General features: G+C 65.1%; 26 protein-coding genes and 1 tRNA gene. 16 read left to right on the forward strand and 11 right to left on the reverse strand.

All coding sequences use genetic code 11. The features are described from left to right. Positions 1-89 precede the first annotated feature (89 nt). Positions 90-581 (forward strand): energy transducer TonB family protein, encoded by a 492-nt coding sequence (locus K3172_RS03365; protein WP_221587047.1) that lies wholly within the window; start codon positions 90-92, stop codon positions 579-581. A gap of 72 nt (positions 582-653) precedes the next feature. Here K3172_RS03365 and K3172_RS03370 read toward each other — a convergent pair whose 3' ends face one another. Then, positions 654-971, reverse strand: coding sequence for a PilZ domain-containing protein (locus tag K3172_RS03370; protein ID WP_221587048.1), 318 nt, complete (start codon positions 969-971; stop codon positions 654-656). Positions 972-1,171: 200 nt separating this feature from the next. Here K3172_RS03370 and K3172_RS03375 point away from each other — a divergent pair, with 200 nt between their 5' ends. The 3 genes from K3172_RS03375 (at position 1,172) to K3172_RS03385 (ending at position 5,581) form a co-directional block, all read left to right on the forward strand. After that, complete coding sequence (locus tag K3172_RS03375) at positions 1,172-2,059, forward strand: alpha/beta fold hydrolase (RefSeq protein ID WP_221587049.1); 888 nt, start codon at positions 1,172-1,174, stop codon at positions 2,057-2,059. Between the two features lie 376 nt (positions 2,060-2,435). Then, positions 2,436-2,933 carry a hypothetical protein gene (locus K3172_RS03380; RefSeq protein WP_221587050.1) on the forward strand — a complete coding sequence of 166 codons (498 nt, stop codon included), beginning with the start codon at positions 2,436-2,438 and terminating at the stop codon, positions 2,931-2,933. Positions 2,934-3,556: 623 nt separating this feature from the next. Then, entirely contained in the window at positions 3,557-5,581 is a 2,025-nt protein-coding gene (locus K3172_RS03385; RefSeq protein ID WP_221587051.1) for a ribonucleoside-diphosphate reductase subunit alpha, read from the forward strand. A 78-nt stretch (positions 5,582-5,659) separates the two neighbouring features. Here the strand turns inward: K3172_RS03385 and K3172_RS03390 are convergent, their stop codons facing one another. After that, positions 5,660-6,874, reverse strand: coding sequence for a GGDEF domain-containing protein (locus K3172_RS03390; protein ID WP_221587052.1), 1,215 nt, complete (start codon positions 6,872-6,874; stop codon positions 5,660-5,662). A gap of 153 nt (positions 6,875-7,027) precedes the next feature. Further along, on the reverse strand, positions 7,028-7,273 hold the full coding sequence (locus K3172_RS03395; RefSeq protein WP_221587053.1) for a DUF2171 domain-containing protein: 246 nt from the start codon (positions 7,271-7,273) through the stop codon (positions 7,028-7,030). Between the two features lie 404 nt (positions 7,274-7,677). Between K3172_RS03395 and K3172_RS03400 the strand changes: the two genes are divergently transcribed. The 3 genes from K3172_RS03400 (at position 7,678) to K3172_RS15470 (ending at position 10,688) form a co-directional block, all read left to right on the forward strand. Then, on the forward strand, positions 7,678-8,739 hold the full coding sequence (locus tag K3172_RS03400) for a ribonucleotide-diphosphate reductase subunit beta (RefSeq protein WP_221587054.1): 1,062 nt from the start codon (positions 7,678-7,680) through the stop codon (positions 8,737-8,739). A 72-nt stretch (positions 8,740-8,811) separates the two neighbouring features. After that, a complete protein-coding gene (locus K3172_RS03405) occupies positions 8,812-9,765 on the forward strand; it encodes a toll/interleukin-1 receptor domain-containing protein (RefSeq protein ID WP_221587055.1) in 954 nt (317 codons plus the stop codon). 461 nt (positions 9,766-10,226) lie between these two features. Beyond that, entirely contained in the window at positions 10,227-10,688 is a 462-nt protein-coding gene (locus K3172_RS15470; protein WP_247718032.1) for a DUF1294 domain-containing protein, read from the forward strand. 108 nt (positions 10,689-10,796) lie between these two features. Here K3172_RS15470 and K3172_RS03420 read toward each other — a convergent pair whose 3' ends face one another. Next, positions 10,797-11,210: a hypothetical protein gene (locus K3172_RS03420; protein ID WP_221587056.1), complete on the reverse strand. Its 414-nt coding sequence runs from the start codon at positions 11,208-11,210 to the stop codon at positions 10,797-10,799. 156 nt (positions 11,211-11,366) lie between these two features. After that, on the reverse strand, positions 11,367-12,014 hold the full coding sequence (locus K3172_RS03425) for a hypothetical protein (protein ID WP_221587057.1): 648 nt from the start codon (positions 12,012-12,014) through the stop codon (positions 11,367-11,369). A 154-nt stretch (positions 12,015-12,168) separates the two neighbouring features. Between K3172_RS03425 and K3172_RS03430 the strand changes: the two genes are divergently transcribed. Then, positions 12,169-12,438: a hypothetical protein gene (locus K3172_RS03430; RefSeq protein WP_221587058.1), complete on the forward strand. Its 270-nt coding sequence runs from the start codon at positions 12,169-12,171 to the stop codon at positions 12,436-12,438. A gap of 192 nt (positions 12,439-12,630) precedes the next feature. Here K3172_RS03430 and K3172_RS03435 read toward each other — a convergent pair whose 3' ends face one another. Continuing rightward, a complete protein-coding gene (locus K3172_RS03435) occupies positions 12,631-13,152 on the reverse strand; it encodes a thermonuclease family protein (RefSeq protein WP_221587059.1) in 522 nt (173 codons plus the stop codon). Between the two features lie 100 nt (positions 13,153-13,252). Between K3172_RS03435 and argB the strand changes: the two genes are divergently transcribed. The 5 genes from argB (at position 13,253) to K3172_RS03460 (ending at position 16,719) form a co-directional block, all read left to right on the forward strand. Beyond that, positions 13,253-14,158, forward strand: coding sequence for an acetylglutamate kinase (gene argB / locus K3172_RS03440; protein WP_221587060.1), 906 nt, complete (start codon positions 13,253-13,255; stop codon positions 14,156-14,158). A gap of 80 nt (positions 14,159-14,238) precedes the next feature. After that, entirely contained in the window at positions 14,239-14,532 is a 294-nt protein-coding gene (locus K3172_RS03445) for a YggT family protein (protein ID WP_221587061.1), read from the forward strand. Then, positions 14,529-15,428: a bifunctional methylenetetrahydrofolate dehydrogenase/methenyltetrahydrofolate cyclohydrolase FolD gene (gene folD, locus K3172_RS03450; protein ID WP_221587062.1), complete on the forward strand. Its 900-nt coding sequence runs from the start codon at positions 14,529-14,531 to the stop codon at positions 15,426-15,428. The genes K3172_RS03445 and folD overlap by 4 nt, the downstream gene beginning before the upstream one ends. After that, positions 15,425-16,099, forward strand: a complete 675-nt coding sequence (locus K3172_RS03455; protein WP_221587063.1) for a hypothetical protein — start codon at positions 15,425-15,427, stop codon at positions 16,097-16,099. The genes folD and K3172_RS03455 overlap by 4 nt, the downstream gene beginning before the upstream one ends. Then, positions 16,096-16,719 carry a MarC family protein gene (locus K3172_RS03460; protein WP_221587064.1) on the forward strand — a complete coding sequence of 208 codons (624 nt, stop codon included), beginning with the start codon at positions 16,096-16,098 and terminating at the stop codon, positions 16,717-16,719. The genes K3172_RS03455 and K3172_RS03460 overlap by 4 nt, the downstream gene beginning before the upstream one ends. A 112-nt stretch (positions 16,720-16,831) precedes the next feature. Here the strand turns inward: K3172_RS03460 and K3172_RS03465 are convergent, their stop codons facing one another. Together K3172_RS03465 and K3172_RS03470 are read right to left on the reverse strand one after the other, a co-directional pair. Continuing rightward, complete coding sequence (locus K3172_RS03465) at positions 16,832-17,443, reverse strand: LON peptidase substrate-binding domain-containing protein (protein ID WP_221587065.1); 612 nt, start codon at positions 17,441-17,443, stop codon at positions 16,832-16,834. A 2-nt stretch (positions 17,444-17,445) separates the two neighbouring features. Continuing rightward, the gene (locus K3172_RS03470; RefSeq protein WP_221588987.1) at positions 17,446-18,357 is read right to left on the reverse strand and encodes a tetratricopeptide repeat protein; all 912 of its coding nucleotides are present in this window, start codon (positions 18,355-18,357) and stop codon (positions 17,446-17,448) included. Positions 18,358-18,553: 196 nt separating this feature from the next. Between K3172_RS03470 and K3172_RS03475 the strand changes: the two genes are divergently transcribed. Further along, positions 18,554-18,628 (forward strand) — tRNA-Gly (locus K3172_RS03475). A 124-nt stretch (positions 18,629-18,752) separates the two neighbouring features. Continuing rightward, positions 18,753-20,933: a TonB-dependent receptor gene (locus K3172_RS03480; RefSeq protein WP_221587066.1), complete on the forward strand. Its 2,181-nt coding sequence runs from the start codon at positions 18,753-18,755 to the stop codon at positions 20,931-20,933. On the opposite strand, the gene K3172_RS03485 is transcribed toward K3172_RS03480, so the two are convergent. Together K3172_RS03485 and K3172_RS03490 are read right to left on the reverse strand one after the other, a co-directional pair. Then, positions 20,930-21,388, reverse strand: coding sequence for a DoxX family protein (locus K3172_RS03485; RefSeq protein ID WP_221587067.1), 459 nt, complete (start codon positions 21,386-21,388; stop codon positions 20,930-20,932). The genes K3172_RS03480 and K3172_RS03485 overlap by 4 nt on opposite strands. Positions 21,389-21,440: 52 nt before the next feature. Next, positions 21,441-22,616, reverse strand: coding sequence for a saccharopine dehydrogenase family protein (locus tag K3172_RS03490; RefSeq protein WP_221587068.1), 1,176 nt, complete (start codon positions 22,614-22,616; stop codon positions 21,441-21,443). Positions 22,617-22,788: 172 nt separating this feature from the next. Between K3172_RS03490 and K3172_RS03495 the strand changes: the two genes are divergently transcribed. After that, on the forward strand, positions 22,789-23,460 hold the full coding sequence (locus K3172_RS03495) for a ferredoxin reductase domain-containing protein (RefSeq protein ID WP_221587069.1): 672 nt from the start codon (positions 22,789-22,791) through the stop codon (positions 23,458-23,460). Positions 23,461-23,467: 7 nt separating this feature from the next. Here the strand turns inward: K3172_RS03495 and dcd are convergent, their stop codons facing one another. Then, complete coding sequence (gene dcd / locus K3172_RS03500; protein ID WP_221587070.1) at positions 23,468-24,022, reverse strand: dCTP deaminase; 555 nt, start codon at positions 24,020-24,022, stop codon at positions 23,468-23,470. Between the last annotated feature and the right edge of the window lie 53 nt (positions 24,023-24,075).

The following is a 24,075-nucleotide window of genomic DNA, read 5'->3' on the forward strand; positions in this document are numbered from 1 at the left end:
ATTCTAGCCTTTGCACGAGCTTATGGGACTGTGCTCGGCTGCTGGTCCGACATGGCCGTTCATCCCTGTTCCCCAAGGAGGATGATCCGATGAACACCCTGAACAAGCTTCTTTTCGCCCCCGCCATCGCCATGGCCGCATTCGCCATTCCGGCTTCGGCCGGCGACGATCCCGACATCGTCGTGACCTCGCCGGGCAAGATGAGCGAATGGAAGGCCGCCATGAACGCCAGGCTCGACCGCCACCTCATCCGGGCCGACGGCGTGCGCGGCGAGCGGCCGATGACAGCCATCGTGCAGGTCCGTTTCTCGCTCGACGAGGAGGGCAAGCCGACCGATGTGACGACGCTGCACCATTCCGGTGCGCGCCGTGCCGAGCGGGCGGCCACGATTGCGGTGCAGAACCTGCGCGGTTTCGAGGATGCGCCGCTCACCAATGTGCGCGACGCGACCTTCCAGGCCAATATCGTCTTCGCCCCCAACCTCGCGGAGCGCGACCGCCTGCGCGCCGAGATGGCCCGGCTGGACCGGGCACGGTTCGCCGCGAGCGGGGTGCGCAATGTGATCGTGCTGGGCGGCTAGGCGCGACGCCTCCCGATCAGGTCCGGACGCTCGGCGCATTCGTCGCCGGGCGTTCGTTGCCGTTTGATAGCCCTAATCTCCCGCCTGGCTCCAGTCGGCGCGCAGTGGCCAGTCGTCGAGGGCGAAGCCCTGCACCACGCTGAGCGGGAGGGGCGCCAGGAAGAAGATGCCCATGCTCTCGCCGAGTTGCCAGGCGACCTCGCCTTCGACCGTCAAGCCGGGCAGCAGATCGATCGCGACGGGCGCGCCGATATCGCCGGGCAGGGCCGTGCCATCGATCAGGCAGCCCGATTGCGACAGGTTGCGCATGACGCAGGCGACCTCGATGCCTGCGATCCGCGCGCGAAGGCTCTCGCGCGTCTGGCTGCGATTTTCTTTCCTGCGGTCCAAGCTCGCATCCCGGCCAAGTGGCACACCCTGCGTAGAATGCCGTAGTCCCCGGTCCTCCGCTTGTATGCCTGCGACAAATGCAGGCGTGTCGTAAGTCCATGTTAACCATCGCGAATATCGCTTTGCCGATATTCCGGATGGACATTCGCCCTGCTTTGCGGTGAATTTCAGGACCATAGGCCGAAACGGGGAGGAAACGGGTGCCCAAGGCAACTGCGAACGGAATCGAGATCCATTACGAAGAGCACGGCGATCCGGCCCACCCGCCGATGCTGCTGATCATGGGATTCGGTGCGCAACTCACCCTGTGGCCGGACGAACTGGTCGAGGCGCTGGCCAACCACGGCTTTCGCGTCATTCGCTACGACAATCGCGACATCGGCCTCAGTCACAAGTTCGACGGGGTGAAGGCCCCCGGCCTCATCAAGATGACGCTGCTGTCCAAGCTCGGCTTCACCCCGAAGGTGCCTTACACGCTGGCCGACATGGCCGATGACGGCGTCGGCCTGCTCGATGCCCTCGGGATCGACAAGGCGCATATCGTCGGCGCGAGCATGGGTGGGATGATCGCCCAGCATGTCGCCGCACGGCACGGCGCGCGGTGCCTGTCGCTCACCTCGATCTTCTCGACCACCGGTAATCCCAAGCTGCCTGCAGCTAAGCCCGAAGCGCTCAAGGCGCTGGTGACGCGGCCCAAGAGCATGGAGGAGGACGTGCTGGTCGACCACGGCGTGATGCTGGCCCGCACGATCGGTTCGCCGGGCTACCCCTCCGACGAGGAACGCCTGCGCGAGCGTACGCGCGCGAGCATCCGCCGCAGCATCTACCCCGAGGGGCCGACCCGGCACCTTTCGGCGATCGTGGCCGATGGCGACCGGCGCGGGATGCTCAAGGATGTCAGCGTCCCGACGCTGGTCCTTCATGGCGAAGACGATCCGCTGGTCCCGGTGGAAGGGGGGCGCGACACGGCGGCGAGCATTCCCGGCGCGCGGCTCAAGACGATCCCCGGCTGGGGTCACGACCTGCCGCTCGAGCTGGTCGACGAGGTCGCCGACGCCATCGCGGCGCATGCACGGGTCGCTGCCTGACGCGAACCGTGCCTCGCTTGCGGCGAAACGTGCGGTGCGCTCTGCCCGCGCTCGTCCGCCGCAAGTTTGTCTGACCGAGTCGGTCCGCGTCCCACCCTCGCAAGGTTGCCAAGCGCGGTTGCGATATTGGCAATCCCCGACACGAGCGAAGCCGGCGCAGAAGCAATATTCCAACTTTGCATCGGCGCGACAGGCTTTCTGACGCTTTCTTGACATGCCTCTGCATCGGCGTAGCCTCATGCACGCCGAGCACGTCCGCAGAAGCTTCGGTGCCGATCGACCCTAGACCGTCATCGCCCACGTACACATCAAGAGTCGCGCCCTGTGTGATACTCTCTGCGGCCGATCATCCTCTTTTGAATGGAAGGATGATCCCATGAACAAATTTGCCATTTTCGCCATTTCCGCTGCCGTGACGGCCTCGGTGCTCGCCGTACCGATCGCCTCGCAGGAAATCGTCGTGTCGCCCAGAGCGGCCACGGCCTTCGCTCAAACCGTCGAAGCCGACCTCGGCGTCCAGTTGCAGCGGGTTCATTTCGTCGCCCCTAGCGGCATTACCGGCTTCACCAGCGTCCGCTTCCAATGCGGCCCCGACGGGAAGGCGCGCAATATTGCGACCTTCGGCGGTACGGGTTCGAGGCGGATCGACCAGCTCGGGCGTCGCGCCGTTGCGCGCCTGACCAGCCTCACTCCGCAATCCTACGGGATCGACGAGGGCCAGCTGATCCAGGCCAACATTATCGTCGCCCCGAACGACAAGCAGATGAAGCGCATGCGGGACAAGCTCGAGCGCGCGGAAGCGGACCGGCTGGCGCGCTCCCCGCGCGAGAAGGCAGTGCTCGCCCTGACCATGGCGGGCCACCCGGTTTCCTGACCGCAAAGGCCAGGAGCCGTCTCGGTACCGGGGCGGTTTTCATCTGCGGGAATGCCGCCCCGTGCCGGGATCGCATCGAGTGAGCTAAGGGGCTCCGGACAGTATCCGGGGCCCTTCATGCGCTCGCCAAGGGCCCGTCGAATATCCCGCCCCGATTCCAAAGTTTCGCGGCAGGATTCGATTGAATCTCAACCCGGCATGATCCTTTTTGCCCGCATAATTTTTTTCACGGATTCATTTTCCGGCTTGCGCACCGGCCAAGTCCAGCTTTCTCCACGCGTCGCTGCGTTGCAGCAGCATAGGACACCTGCTTCGGGCGCCCTCGCGAGCAGTTAAATCTTTGTTGACCCTCTTGCGCGCGAGTCCCGTCTGATTCAGTATCTAGTGGTCGGGTACGTGGGGGCACCCACTAGACCTAGCTATCACGGCGTTCATTCCCATATGGGGTGTGCGCCGATTGTGTGCCGGTCTGTGGGGAAAAAGGGGATAAGTTTTCACCCCCGGCGACACGAAAATTGCTAGGTGGGTCTTCGGCCTGCCGACTCGAACACAAGCGGAACGCGGGGCCTAAGCCCGCTTCACGCACAGGGCACAAACTGCGGCTACGAACGGCGGGGCACACGATGGATTTCAAAAGCGGGGACGACACGGCGATGGCACTGGATCTGGATCTGCAGGACACCGCCGAGGATACGGGCACGACCGACAGCAAGGCCAAGAAGGCGGTGGCGATGGACAAGGGCGATACGGGTAGCGAAGCGCTGGTGAGCGCCGCCGCGGGCGAAGCCCTGGCCGGCGCGATGAAGGCTGCTGCCGAGAAGGAAGATTCCAAGAAGGTTCTCGACCGCCGTTTCGACGTGCAGACCGACGAGAGCCGCGATTCCCTGCTGACCGATTTCGGCAAGGAAACGCTGACCGACCGCTACCTGCTCCCGGGCGAGAAGTACCAGGACCTGTTCGCCCGCGTTGCCGACTATTTCGCCGACGATGCCGAGCATGCGCAGCGCCTCTACGACTATATCTCGAACCTGTGGTTCATGCCGGCGACCCCGGTGCTGTCGAACGGCGGCACCACGCGCGGCCTGCCGATCAGCTGCTACCTCAATTCGGTCAGCGACAGCCTCGACGGCATCGTCAACACCTGGAACGAGAACGTGTGGCTCGCTTCCAAGGGCGGCGGCATCGGCACCTACTGGGGCAATGTCCGCGGCATCGGCGAACCGGTCGGCCTCAACGGCAAGACCAGCGGCATCATTCCTTTCGTCCGCGTGATGGACAGCCTGACGCTGGCGATTTCGCAGGGCTCGCTGCGCCGCGGTTCGGCCGCCTGCTATATCGACATCACCCACCCGGAGATCGAGGAATTCCTCGAAATCCGCAAACCCTCGGGCGATTTCAACCGCAAGGCGCTCAACCTGCACCACGGCGTGCTGGTGACCGATGCCTTCATGGAAGCGGTCCGCAATGGCGAGGAATTCGACCTCGTGTCCCCGCGTGACGGTTCGGTCCGCAAGACCGTGGACGCGCGCTCGCTGTTCCAGAAGCTGGTGGAAACCCGCCTGGCAACCGGCGAGCCCTACATCGTGTTCTCCGACACCGTGAACCGCATGATGCCCAAGCATCACCGCGAACTCGGCCTCAAGGTCTCGACCTCGAACCTGTGCGCCGAAATCACCCTGCCGACCGGCATCGATCACCTCGGCAACGATCGCACCGCGGTGTGCTGCCTCTCCTCGCTCAACCTCGAAAAGTGGGACGAGTGGAACACCGACAAGCGCTTCATCGAGGACGTGATGCGCTTCCTCGACAACGTGCTGCAGGACTACATCGACCGCGCGCCCGACGAGATGGCCCGCGCCAAGTATTCGGCCATGCGCGAACGCAGCGTCGGCATGGGCGTGATGGGCTTCCACTCCTTCCTCCAGTCCAAAGGCATCGGCTTCGAAAGCCCGATGGCGAAGGTCTGGAACCTCAAGATGTTCAAGCACATCAGCGCCAAGGCCGAAGAGGCTTCGCTGGTGCTGGCGACCGAGCGCGGCCCGTGCCCGGACGCGGAAGAAACCGGTGCGATGGAACGCTTCAGCTGCAAGATGGCGATCGCGCCGACCGCGTCGATCAGCATCATCTGCGGCGGGACCAGCGCCTGCATCGAGCCGATCCCGGCCAATATCTACACGCACAAGACGCTGTCGGGCAGCTTCATCGTGAAGAACCCGTATCTCGAAAAGATCCTCGACAAGAAGTCGAAGAACTCGACCGCGATCTGGAACTCGATCCTCGAAAAGGGCGGCAGCGTCCAGCACCTCGACTTCCTGACCGCGGAAGAAAAGGCCGCGTTCAAGACCAGCTTCGAGATCGACCAGCGCTGGCTGCTCGAATTCGCCGCCGACCGCGCGCCCTATATCGACCAGGCGCAGTCGCTGAACCTGTTCATCCCGGCCGACGTCGACAAGTGGGACCTCATGATGCTGCACTTCCAGGCGTGGGAGAAGGGCATCAAGTCGCTCTACTACCTGCGCTCCAAGAGCGTGCAGCGCGCCGGCTTCGCGGGCGGGGTGGAAGCGGACAACACCGCCGATGCGGCCAAGATCGAACTGTCGGCCGGTGCCGAGCAGACCGATTACGAGGAATGCCTCGCCTGCCAGTGAGGCGATCCTGATCTAAGGACAGGATAGGGGAGGGGCCGGTGTCCGGAAGGGCAACCGGCCCCTTCCTCGTTGCCTCGGTCACCCCAGCTCTTCCACCGCCGCATAGGCCAGTTCGACGCGGTTGCGGCCGTTGTGCTTGGCGCGGTAGAGCGCCTCGTCGGCCCGCGCGAGCAGCTCGCCCATCGTGTGCTCGCCGCGCGAGCGGGCGATCCCGATGCTGGCGGTGATCCCCGCCTCGGCCTTCGGCCCCACCGCAATCGCCAGGCCGGCGATCGTCTGGCGCATTTCCTCGGCCACAATCACGCAGTAGCACTTGCCCGTTTCGGGCAGCAGCGCGACGAATTCCTCGCCCCCGAAGCGCGCGACATGGCCGCCGTGCGGCTGGATGCAGCGGTCGAGTGCGCGCGCGACTTCCATCAGGCAGCGATCCCCGGCCTGATGGCCGTAGCGGTCGTTGAAATCCTTGAAGCGGTCGAGGTCGATCATCATCACCGCCATCGTGCCCGTGCCCGCCTTGGCGCGGCACTCGTCGAAGGCGCGCTCAAAGGTGCGGCGGTTGGGCAGGCCGGTCAGCGGATCGCTTTCGGACAGCTCGCGCAGCAGCGCATTGCTCTGTTCCAGCGCCTCACGATCGAATTGCTGTTGCAGGCCGCGCAGGAAGTCCCGCGCTTCATAGTCCCAGATGCGCCGGGCCAGCACGAGGCCGCCGACCATCGCGATGGCGCAGAAGATCATGTGCTGCAGCAGCAGGATCGGCGGCAGCGGGTGCGGGAAAATCCCCGCGACGAAGGTGGCGAGCGAGAAGACCAGCGCGAAGCGCACCTTCTCCGTCATGGAGAACGGCAGGGTCTGCAGCCCGATCACCATCAGCACGACCACTGCCATGCTGAAGCGCGCGATCACGTCGGACGTGGCGAAGCTCGACAGCCAGATCGTGCTCGCCGCGAACAGCGACATGGTCACCGTGATTATCGCCTTCGCCGGGCCGGGCCGCCCCTTGTGCAGCAGCACCAGTGCGACGGCGGTGAGGGGGGCGATGGTCAGCAGGCGGAACAGGAGCGCCTGAAAGGCCACCTCGCTCACCACGAGAAAGTCGACGACGCTCGAGGCCAGGGCCACCGCCAGACCCATCCTGGCGAGGAAGGCGAGCTCAGCAGCGCCCTTCCGGTCGCGCTTCGCGTCCCACGCTTCGCGCAGCTTCGCCGGCCACGCGGCGACATCGCCGGGGCGGGCAAGTGCCGCCTCGGCCATCTGCCGCAATTGCGGCTCGCGCGTGGGAAGATCCCGGTCCATGCTGCGGGAACTATCGGGCGCGGGTTAAGCCGGTCCGCAGCGAAGTGGTAAGGATTGTCCTAACGGCCCGTTCACCACAACGCGAAACCCCGCCGATCGCGGGGATCGGCGGGGTTCTCGCTCCGTACGAAGGGAGCGGGTAAGGATTTACGCTCAGGCGTTTTCCATCACGGCCTTGTTGCCGAGGCCTTCCGGAATGCGCGCACCTTCGGTCAGGTAGATGCGGTTGTCGTCGATCTTCTCGACGTCATCCAGCTTGAGGAAATGGTGCATGTCGTCGGCGCTGTCCGACTTGGTGAGCTTGATGGCGTCGTCCTTGACCTCGTCCACGGTGCCGACGTGGCGGCCCTTGAAATCGACGACCTCCATGTGTTCCTTGATGCGAATACGTTCAAACATTGTTTCCCTTTCTTCTGAGTGGGTTATGTCTAAATAACGGGTGGGAAGGGGCATCCGTTCCTCGGCTCGTCGAGGCTCGCGCACGGCTCGTTGCGCCCCCGCAAGAATCATCGCCTGTTGCCGGAAACCTTAGTGCCCCGCCCCTGAGGGAGGGACGAGGCACCGGGGTGCGGGCTTTTGCCCGCAAAAGGGGAAACCGGACTAGGGCCCGCACTTCCCGGAACCGGTCTGCGCCGGTCTGTCTGCTCAACGGCGCAAACCCGCATCGCGTTCCCCGCCGCGCGGCACTTTGCCCGATGCAAAAAACCGCACAGCTTATCCCCGCCGAATCGATACCCCTTGCCTTCGAATCCGGCCTGTGATTCCCTATATGAGTCGTCCACGCGGAACCCGGAGACCACAAGATGTCGTTGCTCGAAGCCAGAAAGACCTACAAGCCCTTCGAATACCCGTGGGCCTACGAGTTCTGGAAGCGCCAGCAGCAGATCCACTGGATGCCCGAAGAAGTGCCGCTGGGCGAAGACTGCCGCGACTGGGCGCAGAAGATCACCGAGCACGAGCGCAACCTGCTCACCCAGATCTTCCGCTTCTTCACCCAGGCCGACGTCGAGGTGCAGGATTGCTACCACGACAAGTACGGCCGCGTGTTCAAGCCCACGGAAGTGAAGATGATGCTCACCGCCTTCTCCAACATGGAGACGGTGCACATCGCGGCCTACAGCCACCTGCTCGACACGATCGGCATGCCCGAAAGCGAATATTCGGCCTTCCTCGAATACGAGGAAATGAAGGACAAGCACGATTATCTGCAGGTCTTCGGCGTCGACACGGACGAGGATATCGCCCGCACGCTGGCGGCGTTCGGCGGCTTCACCGAAGGCATGCAGCTGTTCGCCAGCTTCGCCATGCTGATGAACTTCCCGCGCTTCAACAAGATGAAGGGCATGGGGCAGATCGTCAGCTGGTCGGTCCGCGACGAGAGCCTGCATTGCGAAGGCATCGTGCGCCTGTTCCACGAATTCGTGCGCGAGCGCGACTGCTACACCAAGGCGGTCAAGGAAGACATCATCGACATCTGCCAGAAGTCGGTGCGGCTGGAAGACAATTTCATCGACCTCGCCTTCGAAATGGGCCCGGTCAGCGGCATGACGCCGAAGGAAATCAAGAAGTATATCCGCTACATCGCGGACTGGCGCCTGGGCCAGCTGGGCCTGCCGCCGATCTACATGATCGAGGACCACCCGCTGCCCTGGCTCGCCCCGCTGCTCAACGGCGTGGAGCACGCCAACTTCTTCGAACAGCGCGCGACCGAATATTCCAAGGGCGCGACCCGCGGCAACTGGAACGACGTCTGGTCGAGCTTCGACAAGCGCAACAAGGCCAAGGCCGCGAACGAGGAAGACGGCGCCGGCGACGAAGGCCCGGGCCTGTTCGGGGATGAGGCCGGGAGCGTGGCGGCGGAGTGAGGCTCTCCTGATGGAGCGAAGTGCGAACGGGCTGGGTTCACAAGGAGAGCAGACAAATCTATTAGCTTAAAAATGATGAAAGCTTTCATTTCCTATTGTCATACCGACGAGACTATCCTCGACAAGCTGCATAAGCATCTCGCGCAACTTCGACGTGATGGGACGATTGATACTTGGTACGATAGAGAAATCTTGGCGGGGGGTCGTTTTGATTCTGAAATATCGGCTCAATTGGCTGACGCCGATATTTTTCTGGCTTGTGCGAGTCCAGATTGGATCGCTTCTAATTATGCTTATGAGCAGGAATTCGAGAAGGCGATCGAGCGAGAACTGGACGGCTCTATGCGAATTGTGCCAGTGATCTTTCGTCCATGTGACTGGCTCGCCACTCCCCTCGCAAAGTTTACAGCTCTACCTAAAGATGGGAAAGCGATTACTGAGTTCACCAATCAAGATGTGGCATTCTTAGAGGTTGCGCAGAAGCTCAGGCGTCTTTGCGCGGAAGCTAGAAAGTCATCTAAAGTTATAACCGAGGTGGGTGAGAACTCTTTGGAAAAAGCTGAGGGTTACAAACCTCCACGTTATCGCGCGAAACGCGAATTTGACGCGGTTGATAGGCGCGACTTCATTGAGCAGTCCTATGAGGAAGTATTTCGCTTCTTTGAGGCATCAGCCGCCGAGATCGCGAACCTTGACTCAGTCGAGTGTCGGCTAACTCGGTCCGAAAGGCACTTCTCGTGCACGGTGATCAACCGTGGGTACGGAAGAGCGTTCGAAACCGTACACATTCGCCAAGGTGGCATGTTTGGCGGTATCAATGTTCAATACGGCGAACGATTTGAAGAGAACGTCTCGCACGGAGGATTTTCGGTCAAATCAGATGAGTACCAGCTCTTCTGGAGCGGGGGTGGCTTTGCTCATATGTACGGTGATCAAAGTGGGCTTATGACGGCGAGAGACTTGGCACAACAGATTTGGGATGACCTTCTGGCCAAGGTTGGGATCACATATGCCAAGGATGATTAGATACAGGTGCCTCAGCTGCGGTCATCGTTTTGAGACTGAGGTTATGGATCGGCAAGAAGCAGATTTGAGACGAGTACGATTGGTCCCGGTGCGTTGCGAACGCTGCAATCGAGAGGATTTGCGTGAAGGGTGGGAGTAGTCGTCCTATTTCCCAAATGATTCTGAGAGCAAATACGTAGATTGTCGCAAAAACCACCCCGCATCAGCGAAACCGTCTTCACCGACAGTGGTCTGCGCCTCCCGCTGCCACCCGCCCTCAAGCGCGCGCGGTGGCCGTGGGTCGTGTTGGGCTTTGCACCCTTCGTCGGCTTGGGCGTAGGGTGGCTTTGGCATTTGGTCGAGCGGTAAAGGCACTCACTCCGCTCAAACCGCGCCCCAATGGCGAAAATCGCCAATCCCTAGCCGCGCATTCCCGCTAACCGCATCGCCCTCGGGAAAAGGGACCTCTCACCGTGACGCTGATGCAGTTTCTGGAGCTGGCGACCTATTGGCTGATCATCGCCAATTTCGTCGCCTTCATGCTGTTCGGCTACGACAAGACGCAGGCGGAGAACGGGGGCTGGCGCATTCGCGAGGATACCTTCGTCCTGTGGGTCATGCTGGGCGGGCTCGGCGGCGCGCTCGCGGGGCGGGCACTGTTCCGGCACAAGACGCGTAAAGCAGGGTTCTCGGAGAAGCTGTGGACCGGGGCGATCGCCAATGTCCTGCTGATCGCGCTGGGCACCTATTTCTACTTGAGCATCCCCACGCCGCTCACACCCGAGCAGCGGGCCGAGGTCGATGCGCTGATGGCCAGCGCCTATTACCCCGGCTGCGACCAGGTGCGCGCGGCGGGCAAGGCGCCGCTGCGCTATGGCGAGCCCGGCTATCGCCCCGAGATGGACGGCGACGGCGACGGCCTCGCCTGCGAACCGATCTACTGATCCCGGCGCGCACGAAAAGGGCGGCAGTCGCCTGCCGCCCTTCGGGGTGTGGAGCGGACGCGGGGGGGGAGGGGGAACCCGTCGCTCCATCGGATTGCGTGACCGGAGTCAGCGCTTGGGATCGGCCTCCGCCGCGACGTCGGCCTGCACTTCGGCAGAGGCGCTGGCAGCGGGCGTTTCCGCAACGATCACGGCATCGCTGCCGACGCCGGCCTTCGCCTTGCGATCGAGCGTCGCATCGGCGCGCTCCTGCGCCCGCTCGGCAGTGGTGTCGAGCGCCTCGCTGGCGCGGGTCGTGGCGGTTTCGACGCGGGTCTTCGCGCGTTCGGCAGCCTGCTCGGCAGTGCCCTGCACCCGGGTCGTGGTCCGCTCGACCCGGTCGAGCGTGGTGGCGGGATCGACCGAGGCGCCGACGCCCGCGCTCGCGTTGCCGGTTACCTGACCGACGAGCTGGGCACTGGCACCGGTGGCCATGCCGGCGGTGATGAGGGCGGCGGCGGTAATCGTGGCAAACTTCTTCATGACGGCAACTCCTGTTTTTCTGTCATGGAGCAATGCTAACGAGGGATGGCCGCAACGGCCCCGCAAATTGCGACAAAACGCGCCCCGAAAATGGCCGGAGGAGCCCGTTCATCCGCGGTTTAGCGCAGGTTTATCTGCCGTTCATCCTGGCGGGCCTCACCAGCCCCAGGCGGGCGGCGGCACGGGCACCGGCCGGCTCGCGTCCAGCTCCACGCGGAAGCGGCGCGTGGGGTCGTTGCGGCGGGTCAGCTGGTAGGCGAAGCGCGCATCGGGCGTGCCCTCCGGGTCGACCTCGATCCGCCATACGTTTGTGAGCGAGGCGGCCAGCCCCTCGCGCTCGAACAGCGCGATCGACATCATGTCGACCGGAAAGTCCTGCGCGCGGGCAGAACCCCGGTCATGCGTCAGCCCGCCATATTGGGTCACCGCATCGGTATGGCCGTCGGCATGGCGGTGGTCGTGCCTGAGGGTAAGGACGGTCGTGGTTTGCGCGGCGTTCTCGTAGATTTCGCGCGTCACGATCCAGGTGCGGCTGCGGTTCCAGCCACCGGGCGCTTCCGGGTCCTCGACATGGAAGGCGATGGCGACCCGGTCGGCGCTGCACTGCGCCCAGTGGCCGATCATGCGCTTGCCCGCCCAGTCGGCATCGCGCGCATCCTCGCTCACCAGTTCGCCCGCATAGGCCGTGCCGCAATGGCTCTGCAGCGCGGACCAGAAGGCGTCCTGCGGGGGAGCGGCTGGGGTGTGGGCGCAGGCGGACAGGGCTAGTGCGGCGAGCGGGGCGATGAGGCGGGCGAGGGTCATGGCATCCGCGCTATCCCGCCTGCCGGACTTCGCAAAGCGCAAATTGCCGGGCCTCGGGAGCCATCCGGACACGCGGCGGGCCCGCGCCGTATCAGGAACCCCCGTCCCCGGCACCCGTTGGCAATTGGGTCCACCTGGCGTGAGGAGACAAGATATGATCCGCAGATTCGCACCCGCCGTCCTGCCGCTGGCAGCCGCCCTGTCGCTGGCCGCCTGCGGCGAACCGGCGGACACCACCTATGAAGCCGACGCGACCGACGAAGGCGGCGGCGAGCTGATCGTCAGCGATGTCGATCCCGCCGCGGCCCCGGTCGACGCGCCCGATACGCCGATGACCAACGTGCCCGATGCGCAGGCGACCGGCACCGCGCCTGACAGCACGGTGGGCGAGGCAGTCGACCCGATGAATACGCCGGCGGAATAGATCGCCGCTTTCCTACTGCGGTCCGGATATGCTCCAAGCGGGGCATGATCGCGACCCGTCACGGCCCGTGTCCCCACCCGGATGCGGGCCGTTGTGCGTGCGGGCGGCTTTTTTGCCGATGGACCGTGTAACAGGCGGTCCATGTCGCGGGACTGGCCGGAGGCGGCTCCTACAATTGTCCTACATGCGGGCTCAGCTGCACCAGTCGATGGCGCGCTCGCCCCAGCCGTCGCCTGCGGCGAGGCCGGCTGCGACCATGTGGTCGGCGAGCCGGTCGTCGCCGCGCCGCGCCTCGCGCAGCTCGCGGCCGTACTTGTCGCGCGGCGGGTCGCTGCCGCCGCTCCACGCGAACGGCCCCTCGGCCAGCCAGCGGTGGAGCTCGGCCTGCGCCGCGCGGGCCCGGGCGCGCTCGGCCTCGCACAAGCCGTCCATCTCGGGCGCGTCGAAGCCGGTCAGGCGTACCCGCCGGTCGCTGTGGAGGCGGCCGAAGCGCAGCGTGTCGCCATCGACCACGCATGGTCCGGTGGGGCCGGGGCCGCAGAGCGCGAAGTGGGTGCGCACCGTGCTCCACTCGCGCTCGCGCAGCGGCTGGCCGACGAACAGCCATACGCCCACGAGCACGCCGAGCAGCGCGAAGGGCAAGGCCGTGCGCCATCGCGCGCGCCAGCGGAGGCGGCGCTGCCAGGCGGCATCGAAGCGGGGCGGGCGCGGCATGGCGCCCTCCTGCCACCGCGGTGGCGCCCGCGCAAACGGGCTTTCCCGCGCCCCTGCACCCCGCTAGGGGCACCGCAGCGCATTACCGGAGACGCCATCCATGGCCCCTGACAGCCCCATCGGCCCCGAGATCCACGCCAAGGCGGAAACGCTGATCGAGGCGCTGCCCTACTTCCAGCGCTATGCCGGCAAGAGCTTCGTGGTGAAATACGGCGGCAACGCCATGGGCGACGAGAACGCCGCGCGCGAATTCGCTGAGGACGTGGTGCTGCTGAAGGCGGTCGGCATCAACCCGGTGGTGGTCCACGGCGGCGGTCCGCAGATCGGTGCCATGCTCGAAAAGCTGGGGGTCGAGACGACCTTCGTCGACGGCCTGCGCGTGACCGACAAGCAGACCGCGGATGTCGCCGAAATGGTCCTCTCGGGCGCGATCAACAAGGCGATCGTCGGCTCGATCGCGCGCGCCGGCGGCAAGGCCATCGGCATCAGCGGCAAGGACGGCGGGCTGGTGACGGCGACCAAGCTGGCGCGCACGGTCAAGGACCCTGACAGCAACATCGAGAAGGCGCTCGACCTCGGCTATGTCGGCGAGCCATCACAGGTCGACACGACCGTACTCGAAACCGCGACGGCGGCGGGCATGATTCCGGTGGTCGCGCCGATCGGCGTGGGCGAGGACGGGCACACCTACAACATCAACGCCGACACCATGGCGGGCGCACTCGCAGCGGCGCTGGGCGCGGCGCGCCTGCTGCTGCTGACCGACGTGACCGGGGTGCTCGACAAGGCTGGCAAGCTGCTCACCGACCTCACCCCGGCGGACATCGCGCGCTTGCGCGAAGACGGCACGATCAGCGGCGGGATGATCCCCAAGCTCGAAACCTGCGTGAAAGCGGTCGAGGCGGGCTGCGAGGCGGCGGTCGTGCTCGACGGGCGCGTGCCGCATGCGATGCTGCTCGAGTTCTTCACCGCCCGCGGCGCGGGTACGCTGGTGAGCGCGGGATAGCGCGGCAAGAAGGCTTGGCGCGCGGTGCGTCAGGCGTGTAGGGCGGTCGCCAACCAGGCCAGTCAAGGAAACCGGGTCCGATGCAAGCTCTGATTACGATCTACAACATCATCGACATGCTCGCGAGCGCGCTGATCATGCTGGTGATCATCCAGTTCATCATCGGCCTGCTGTTCGCCTTCAACGTGGTGGGGCGCAACGAATTCCTGATGAGCTTCTACGACGCGATCAACCGCCTGCTCGAACCGATCTTCCGCCCGATCCGGCGGATCATGCCGAACACCGGCACCATCGACTTCTCGCCGCTGGTGCTCATCCTGCTGATCAACGTCGTCCTGATCGTGCTCAGCGGCATCATCGGGGGCATGGCATGAGCACGGCGCAGGTCATCGACGGCAAGGCCTTCGCCGCGAAGCTGCGCGAGCGGGTCGGCGAACAGGCGGCGAAGTTCGAAGCCGCGAGCGGTCGCAAGGCGGGTCTCGCCGTGGTGCTGGTGGGCGAGGACCCGGCGAGCCAGGTCTATGTCCGCAGCAAGCACAAGGCGACCGTCGAAGCCGGGATGGAAAGTTTCGAGCATCGCCTGCCCGCCGATACCTCCGAAGCGGAGCTGCTCGCGCTGGTCGAGCAGCTCAATTCCGATCCGGCAGTCGATGGCATCCTCGTCCAGCTCCCGCTGCCCGGCCATCTCGACGAACAGGCGGTGATCGCCAGCATCAGCCCGGACAAGGATGTCGACGGGTTCCACGTCACCAACGCCGGCCGCCTCGCGGTGGGCCAGAGCGGGTTCGTGCCCTGCACGCCATTGGGCTGCATGATGCTGCTGACCGACAGGCTGGGCGACCTGTCGGGGCTGGAGGCGGTCGTGATCGGCCGCTCGAACATCGTCGGCAAGCCGATGGCGCAACTTCTGCTCGACGCCAACGCCACCGTCACGATCGCGCATAGCCGCACGAAGGACCTGCCCGCCGTGGTGAAGCGCGCGGACATCGTCGTCGCGGCGGTGGGCCGGGCCGAGATGGTCAAGGCCGAGTGGCTGAAGGAGGGCGCGACCGTGATCGACGTCGGCATCAATCGCATGCCGCCTGCGGAGGGCGAGGAGAAGGGTCGCCTTGTCGGCGATGTGGACTATGCCGGCGCGCAAGGCGTCGCCTCCGCGATCACTCCGGTCCCCGGCGGCGTCGGCCCGATGACCATCGCGGTGCTATTGCGGAACACCGTAGTGGCGGCCTATTGCAACGAAGGGCTCGACCTGCCCGAGGGTACGCTATGAGGATCGCGCTGCCCCTGCTGGCGCTTGCCCTCGCATCCTGCACCGCCGCCGGACCGCGCGACCGCTATGAGCGCCTGCTCACGCCGACCGCCAACCCCAGCAGGGTGGTGGCCGCGGAACTGGCTTTCGCCCGCGCGGCGCAGGAGGACGGGCAGTGGACCGCCTTCCGCGACTATTCGACCGGCGATGCGGTCATGTTCGTGCCACAGGCGGTCAATGCCCATGAATGGCTCGCGAAGCAGACCGATCCGGCGGAGGCCGTAAAGTGGCAACCGCACCAGGTCTGGTCGAGCTGCGACGGAACACTCGCGGTGACCAAGGGCGCCTGGCAGCGCCCCGATGGCAGCTCCGGCTATTTCACCACCGTCTGGCAGCGCCAGCGCAATGGTGAATACAAGTGGGTCCTCGACCAGGGCGACACTCTGGCTGTTCCCCTCCCGGCGCCGGATTTCGTGCAGACCCGCGTCGCGAAATGCAACGCGGAGCAGGGCGTCGGCGTGACCACTTTCGAACGCGCCGCCGAGACCGGTCGGGGCGCTTCGCAGGACGCATCGCTGTCTTACGAATGGGCGGTGATGGCCGATGGCGCACGCCGCGTGCTGGTGCGGATGCACACCGACGAGGGACTCGCCGAAGTGCTCGACAGCGAAGTCGCGGCGCCCACTGAATGACCCAGCTCTTCATCTCCGCTTTCATCACGCTGTTCGTGGTGATCGACCCGCCCGGCTGCGCGCCGATCTATGCGGGGCTGACGAAGGGCGCGACGCAGGTGCAGCGGCGCAGCATGGCGATCCGCGCGACGCTGATCGCGGGTGTCATCCTGCTTGTTTTCGCGCTGTTCGGACAGGATTTGCTCGGCGCGCTCCATATCGAGCTCGACAGCTTCCGCATCGCGGGCGGGTTGATGCTGTTCTGGATCGCCTTCGAGATGGTGTTCGAAAAGCGCACCCAGCGCCGCGAGGAGAGGGCCGAAAAGCTCGCCGCGACGCCCGAGGTGGAGGACGTCTCGGTCTTCCCCATGGCTATGCCGATGCTGGCCGGGCCGGGTGCGATCGCCGCGATCATGCTGCTGATGAACGAGGCGACGGGTCTCGAGCAGTCGCTGGTCGTGCTCGGCGCGCTCGGCTCGGTGCTGCTGCTCACGATGCTCGCCCTCATCGCTGCAGGCCCGCTGATGCGCCTGTTCGGCGACCGCGTCGAAGCGGTGATTACGCGGCTGCTCGGCGTGCTGCTGGCAGCGCTCGCCGCGCAATATGTGATTGACGGGCTGAAAAACAGCTTCGGGATTTGAGCACTCACCGGGCCGGCGGAGGCCCGGCAAGCGCGACCGCCCGCCCGCAGCGGTTGCAGCTTTGCTGCACGTCTAGCGATGACGAACCCGCGGATGCGGGTTCGCAGAACAATCATTGGAGCGTGACAATCTCGTCGCCGTCGTCCCTCAGCGCGAAAAACTGCATGAGCTGGACCATCAACTCGCAGCGCTGCGACAAATTCGGGGCTTCGAGCAGCGCCTGCTTGCTCGCCGTGTCGAACGGGATGATCTGCGCGACACCGTTGATCAGCGTCTCGTCATCCAGCCGCGCGACCGACTCCCAGTCGACCGAATAGCCCTGCATGTCGGCGAAGCGGCGCGCCTCGAATTCGAAGCTGCCGCGCTCGACGCTGGAAAGGAACTCGTCCTGCGGGTCCTCGAGGATCTCGGCCTCCACCTGGCGGAAGGCGGTGTTGACGTCGAGCTCGCGGATCACGCGGAAGCGCGCCTCGCCGTCGAGCACGATGTTATAGCGCCCGTCCTCCAGTGCCTCGACATCGCCGATGCGACCGACGCAGCCGATCTCGTAGAGCGGCGCGCCCTCACGCGACTGCTGAGGCTGGATCATGCCGATGAGGCGATCCTTGGCGAGCGCGCTGCCGACGAGCTCGCGATAGCGCGGCTCGAAGATGTGGAGCGGCAACTGCAATCCCGGGAACAGGATCGCGCCGGGCAGGGGAAAGATGGAGAGGCGCTTGGCCATGCTCAGCCGAACAGCAGCCGGGAGAGGCGGCGGCGGGTGGCGACGACCCACGGGTCCTCAAGCCCGACGGCCTCGAACATCTGGAGCAGCTTGGTTTTCGCCGCGCCCTCGTTCCACTCGCGGTCGGCCTCGAACATACCGAGCAGCTCGTCCGCCGCCGCATCGCGCTGACCGGCGGCGAAGGCGGCTTCGGCGTAATCGTAGCGCGCCTGCATGTCGCCGCCCTCGGCCTTGGCCTTGAGCTCGGCGAGTTCGCCATCGTCCACCTTGTTGCCGGCAAGGTCGAGCGCGGTCCGAGCCTGCTCGATCAGCGGATCGGCGGCGATCGCGGGATTGGTCTCGGCGGCCTGCAACGCAGCCTGGGCGGCTTCCGTATGTCCGGCCTGCAGTAGGGCGCGGACGAGGCCCGCCTGCGCGGCGGCATTGTCGAGCGCCATCTCGACGACCTGCCCGAAGATGCCCGCCGCGCGCTCGGCATCGCCCTCGGCGAGGATCTGTTCGGCCATGGCGACGAATTGCGAGACATCCTGCTGCTGCTGCCCATCGGCAGCATCGCCCGCCTGCACCGCTAGCTGCGCGAGAATCTGGTCGAGCGTTTGCTTCAGCTGCGATTCGCTGCGCGCATTGGTGAGGTCCGCGACCGGCTGGCCCTGGAACATCGCATAGACGGTCGGGATCGACTGCACCTGAAACTGCGCGGCAATGAACTGTTCCTTGTCGACGTCGATCTTGCGCAAGGTCACGCCCTTGTCGGCGTATTCGGCGGCCACCTTCTCCAGCACCGGGGCCAGCGCCTTGCAGGGGCCGCACCAGTCGGCATAGAAATCGAGGATCACCAGCTTGGTCATCGACGGCTCGACGATGTCCTGGCGGAAGCGGTCGACCGCCTTCTGTTCGTCGATGCTCAGCCCCATGCTTGCCACGTTCAAATCACCTTCTGATGCGTAATCGGTTGCGCCCCATGTGGGCATTCTCAGGCGAATGTGAAGGAGCGGACCGGCCACGGCAAGGGCGATGCATTTTGTGCGTTTTTTGGGCTTGCGGGACTCGCAGGCCGCTGCTAGTTGGCCGCCTCCCCACCGGGCCACAGGGTTCGGCGAGCGTCAGTGAGCGGGCGTAGCTCAGGGGTAGAGCACAACCTTGCCAAGGTTGGGGTCGGGCGTTCGAATCGCCTCGCCCGCTCCATTTTCCTCCAGGTCGGTCATCTTGTCGTCGCGTGTCGATGTCGTTCGTCGCGCGTTTTGCGGCGTTCGTCCAGCAGGAGGAATTTCGCCTTGCAAAGCCGATGTCCGCCGCTAAGTGCCGCGGTATGTTGTATCATCATCGCAAACTCGCAACCCTTCTCTCGACCGCCGCCTTCGTCGGGTTTGCGCCCGCGCATGCCCAGGACGCGCAGGCGCAAACTCCGCCCGCCGCCACCGGCGACGAAGCGCGGACCGACGATGTCCACGACCGTCGCAGGGACCCGCAGAACGTGATCGTGGTAAGCGCTCAGGGCCTTCGCCAGTTCGACCTGCTCGCAGGCACCAGCGTGGTCGAGGACGTCGAACTGCAGCGCAATCTTGACGGCCAGCTGGGCGAGGTGCTCGAGCATTTGCCCGGGGTTTCGGCTACCGGTTTCACTCCCGGTGCATCGCGCCCGGTGCTTCGCGGCTTCTCCGGCGAGCGGGTGAAGGTGCTGGTCGATGGCGTTGGCGCGATCGACGTGTCCAACACCTCGGACGACCACGCGGTCTCGATCGATCCGCTCAATGCCGAGAGCATCGAAGTCTTGCGCGGCCCTGCCGTCCTCCTGTTCGGCAGCCAGGCGATCGGCGGCGCTGTCAACGTGATCGACAAGCGCATCCCGCGCCGCATCCCGGACGAGGTGCTGCACATCGATGCGCTCGTGCGTGCGGATACCGCTTCCGACTTGCGGGAAGCAGGCGCGTCGATCGACGTGCCCTTCGGCCAGTCCGGCCTTGTTGCACACTTCGGGGGCAGCTGGCGCGAAAGCGGAGACTTGGAAATTCCCGGCTTCGCCGTGGCCCCCGCGTTGCGCGCCGAATTGCTCGAGGAAGCCGACGAGGAAGAAGCCGAGGGTGAATTGGAGGAAGCCGAAGAGCTTCGCGAAGCTGCCAACCAGAGCGGTTTCGTGCCCAACACCGGCAGCGAGACGTGGAGCGGGAATGTCGGCCTCGCCTTCATCGACGGCGACAGCTCCATCGGGGCATCGTTCGGCGTCTATGACACCAGTTACGGCATTCCGGGACGACCCGGCGCCGGCCATCATCACGGTGAAGAGGAGGGCGGCGAAGAAGAGGCCGAGGAAGAAGGCGCGGAAACCGTGTCGATCGGCCTGCGGCAGTACCGGGCGGACCTGCGCGCCGACGTGGCGCTGGGCGATGGATTCTGGGAGCGCATGAAGCTGCGCGTCGGTTATTCCGATTACACCCACACCGAATTCGAAGGGGACGAGGTCGGCACGGTGTTCGATGTCGCCGGTGTCGAAGCACGCTGGGAACTCATCCAGAACACTCAGGGTCGCTGGCGCGGATCGATGGGAGCGCAGTATTACGCCCGTGATTTCGATGCGGCAGGTGCCGAAGCCTATGTCGCGCCCAATCGTACCGAACAATACGCCCTTTTCGCGTTGCAGGAATATGGCGACGGCCCGCTCCAGGTCGAAGGTTCGGCGCGGTTCGAAACCACCTCCGTCGATTCGGTGCCGCTGGGCATCGAGCGTAGCTTCGATACGCTCTCGGGGGCGCTGGGCCTCGCCTATGACGGCCCGGAAGCGTTTCGCGCCGGCGTCAACCTGTCGCGCGTCGCGCGCGCGCCCAGCGCGGAAGAGCTGTTCTCCAACGGCCCGCACATCGCCACGCAGGCCTTCGAGGTCGGCGATCCCGACCTGCGGACCGAACGCGCGTGGGGCGGGGAAATCTACGCCCGCGGCCGGATCGGGCGCGCAGAGTTCAGCGTCGCCGCCTACAGGAGCTCGTTCGACAATTACATCTACCTGTCCGAAACCGGCGAGGAAGAGGACGAGCTGCCGGTGTTCGAATACCTGCAGCAGGACGCGACCTACACCGGGGTCGAGGCGGAGGTGACCTATACCTTCCTCGACACCGGAACCTGGGCCTTCGGCACCGAGCTGACCGGAGAGTACATCCGCGCGAAGCTTTCCGACGGAAGCAACATCCCGCGCATCCCGCCGCTCAGCCTATCGGGTGCGATCGAGGCATCGAGCGAGGCGTTCGACCTTCGCGCCGAGGTAGAATGGTTCGACGGCCAGGACAAGGTCGCCGCTTTCGAGACGCCGACCGAGGGGTTCACCTTCGTCAACGCATCGGTGGCCTGGCGTCCGATCCAGGCCAACCCGGCGGTGACGCTGATGCTCAAGGCCGACAACATCTTCGACGTCACCGGCCGCCGGCATGCAAGCTTCACCAAGGACTTCGTCCCGCTAGCCGGCCGAAATTTCACCGCGAGCGTGCGGCTGAGCTTCTAGTCAGCCGTGGTCGAGGCGGCGGCCTCCGCCTTCGCCTCGGCCCGCGCGGCGCGGATTTCGGCCTCGTTGGCGCGGTCGCGTTCCTTCCACACGCCCAGCTGGCCGCGGACCTGGCCATAGGCGAAGACCATCAGCAAGCCGCCGATCACGGCGAGGTTCTTGAGCGCCATCGCCGCCTGCGTCGGATCGGTCACCTGTTCGTGGAAGAAGAGCGTCGCGATGGCCGTGAAGCCGATCAGTAGCGCAGCGGTGATGCGCGTCATGAAGCCGCTCGCCAGCACCAGCCCGGCGACGATCTCGAACACGCCGGCCGCGAAGGCGAGGCTGCCGGGAATGGGCGACTCCGCTTCCATGTAAGCCGCGGTCCCGGCGGGATCCATGACCTTGCCGAAACCGGCGAAGATGAACAGCGCGCCCAAAAGGATGCGCCCGAGGATGGCAGCGATTGTAGCCATTGGTTTCTCTCCCTGTTTGCCGTCTAAACCGCGATGGCAGCCGCGCGGTTCCTCAATCCTCGACTTTGAAGGTCAGTGCGGCGTGCTCACGCAGGCGCTCCACCAGCGCGTCGCCGAGGAAGGCGCCCGGCGTCCCGATCCCGCCTTCGGCCTTGCAGTCGAGCAGCGCCATGCCGGTTTCGGCAAGCATGCGGCTGGTCGAGCCGTAGCCCGGATCATACTTGCCCTTCACGCCGTAATGCAGCGTTTCGCCATCCGGCATCTCGGCCACGAACAGCACGTCGTAGAAGCCGTTCTCGCGCTCTTCCGGGGTCGGCCCTTCGCCCGGCTTGGGGGGTTTGACGCCGAAGGGGTTCTTCATCATGTCGGTCATCGCCTTGGCCGCCGCCTTGCCGGCATCACCGGGGCTGGTCAGCACCATCTCGTCATAGCGGAAATCCTCGCCATACGGATGGCCGAGCAGGAAGTTGGTGCGGTGCACGTTCTTGGTGTTGATCGGCGCCATCACGAAAGGCGCGGCCCACTTGCCGAGCTTCTCCTCGTAGCGCGGGATCATGCCGTTGGGCTGGTCCGGTCCCTCGAACCCAGGTGTCAGGCCGAAACTGCTGGTGAGGATGGGCACGAGCGACGGTTTCTTCGCCACCGCCTTCATCGTCTCGGTCAGGCTCGCCACCGTGCCGCCCGAAGCACCGCCCGCCATGCCGCGCACGCGGCCCTTGATGCGCGGCGCGGGCTTGCCGAAGCGTTCTTCGCAAACCTTCTGCGTCATCAGCACGCCTAGGTCGAAGGGGATGGAATCGAAGCCGGAGGAGAAGCAGATCCGCGCGCCGCTCGCCCTGGCGGCGTCCATGTGCTCGTCGATCTTCTGGCGCATCCACACCGGCTCGCCGCACAGGTCGGCATAGTCGGTGCCGGTCTTCACGCACGCCGCGACCAGCGCGTCGCCATAAAGCTGGTAAGGGCCGACCGTCGTCAGCACCACCTTGGTGCGGTTGCACATCATTTCGAGGCTTGCGGAATCATCCGCATCGGCAACCACCAGCGGCGTGGACTTGGGCGCACCGATCTCGTCGCGCACCGCCTCCAGCTTGTCCATGCTGCGGCCCGCCATGGCCCATTTCGGCCCGTCGTCCCGGCTCCCGTATTCGCGCACGAAGTGCTCGGCGACGAGGCGTCCGGTATAGCCGGTGGCGCCATAGACGATGATGTCGAATTCGGGGTCAGCCATGGGTTCTCTCCTTCGGCAGGAGGAATGGGACCGGGGGGCGGAGATGTCAAAGCCGCAGTTGGACGCTCACATCCACGGGAACCGGGGGCGGCCAAAACCCATTCGATGCATGACCATGCGGCGCGATGCGTAACATCATCCTTGCCGCTCCAGCCATTCGAGGAGCCTTCCGATGTCGCACACGCTTACCCTCAAGGCGATCCGCCCGATCACCCACAACGTCAACGAACTCACCTTCGAGCGGCCGGAGGGCTACGACTTCCAGCCCGGCCAGGCGACCGATTTCGCGCTCGACCGCGACGGCTGGCGCGACGAACAGCGCCCGTTTACCTTCACCTCGCTCCCCGAGGCGGAGCATCTGCAGTTCACGATCAAGTCCTACCCGTCGCATGATGGCGTGACCGAACAGATCGGCATGATGCAGGGCGGCGAGCAGGTGATCATCGAGGATCCGTGGGGCGCGATCGAAGACAAGGGGCCGGGCACGTTCATCGCCGGCGGCGCGGGGCTCACCCCGTTCCTAAGCATCCTGCGCGCGCGGCAAGCATCGCACGGCACGCTGGACGGGTATCGCCTGATCTTTGCAAACAGCGAGGAAAAGGACATCATCCTGCGCGAGGAGCTGGAGCGGATGCCCGGGCTCGAGCTCGATCTGGTACTGAGCGACGAGAAAGTCGAGGGCATGCACCACGGGCAGGTCGATGGGGACTACCTCGACAAGGCAGGCCTCGACTTTGGCGGCACCTTCTACCTCTGCGGCCCGCCGCCGATGGAGGAGGCCGTCGCCAGCGCGCTGAAGGTGCGCGGGGTGAGCGACGACCGGCTGGTGATGGAGGAAGGCTGAGCGCGGTTCAGAGCCGCGGCAGCGTCACACCGCGCTGGCCCATGTATTTGCCTGCGCGGTCGGCATAGGTGACTTCGGGCCGCTCGTTGCCCTGCAGGAACAGGAACTGGCAGGCGCCCTCGTTGGCATAGATCCTGGCGGGGAGCGGCGTGGTGTTGGAAAATTCCAGCGTCACATGGCCTTCCCAGCCCGGCTCCAGCGGGGTGACGTTCACGATGATCCCGCAGCGCGCATAGGTGCTCTTGCCGAGGCAGATCACCAGCACGTCCTCTGGGATGCGGAAGTATTCGACCGTGCGCGCCAGTGCGAAGCTGTTGGGCGGGATGATGCAGACATCGGTCTCGCGGTCGACGAAGCTGTTGCTGGCGAAATCCTTGGGATCGACCACCGCGCTGTCGACATTGGTGAAGATCTTGAATTCGGGCGCGACCCGCGCGTCATAGCCGAAGCTCGACAGGCCGTAAGAGATGCACCCCTCGCGCCGCTGCGCCTCGACGAAGGGCTCGATCATACCCTCGTTCGTCGCCTTGTCGCGGATCCACTTGTCCGAAAGAATCGCCATGAGAGAGGGATTCCCGATTGGGTGGGCGGGGGCAAGCTTGGGGCGGGGAATAT

This window comes from Qipengyuania proteolytica, from assembly GCF_019711565.1.
In the GTDB taxonomy this organism is placed as follows: Bacteria; Pseudomonadota; Alphaproteobacteria; order Sphingomonadales; family Sphingomonadaceae; genus Qipengyuania; species Qipengyuania proteolytica.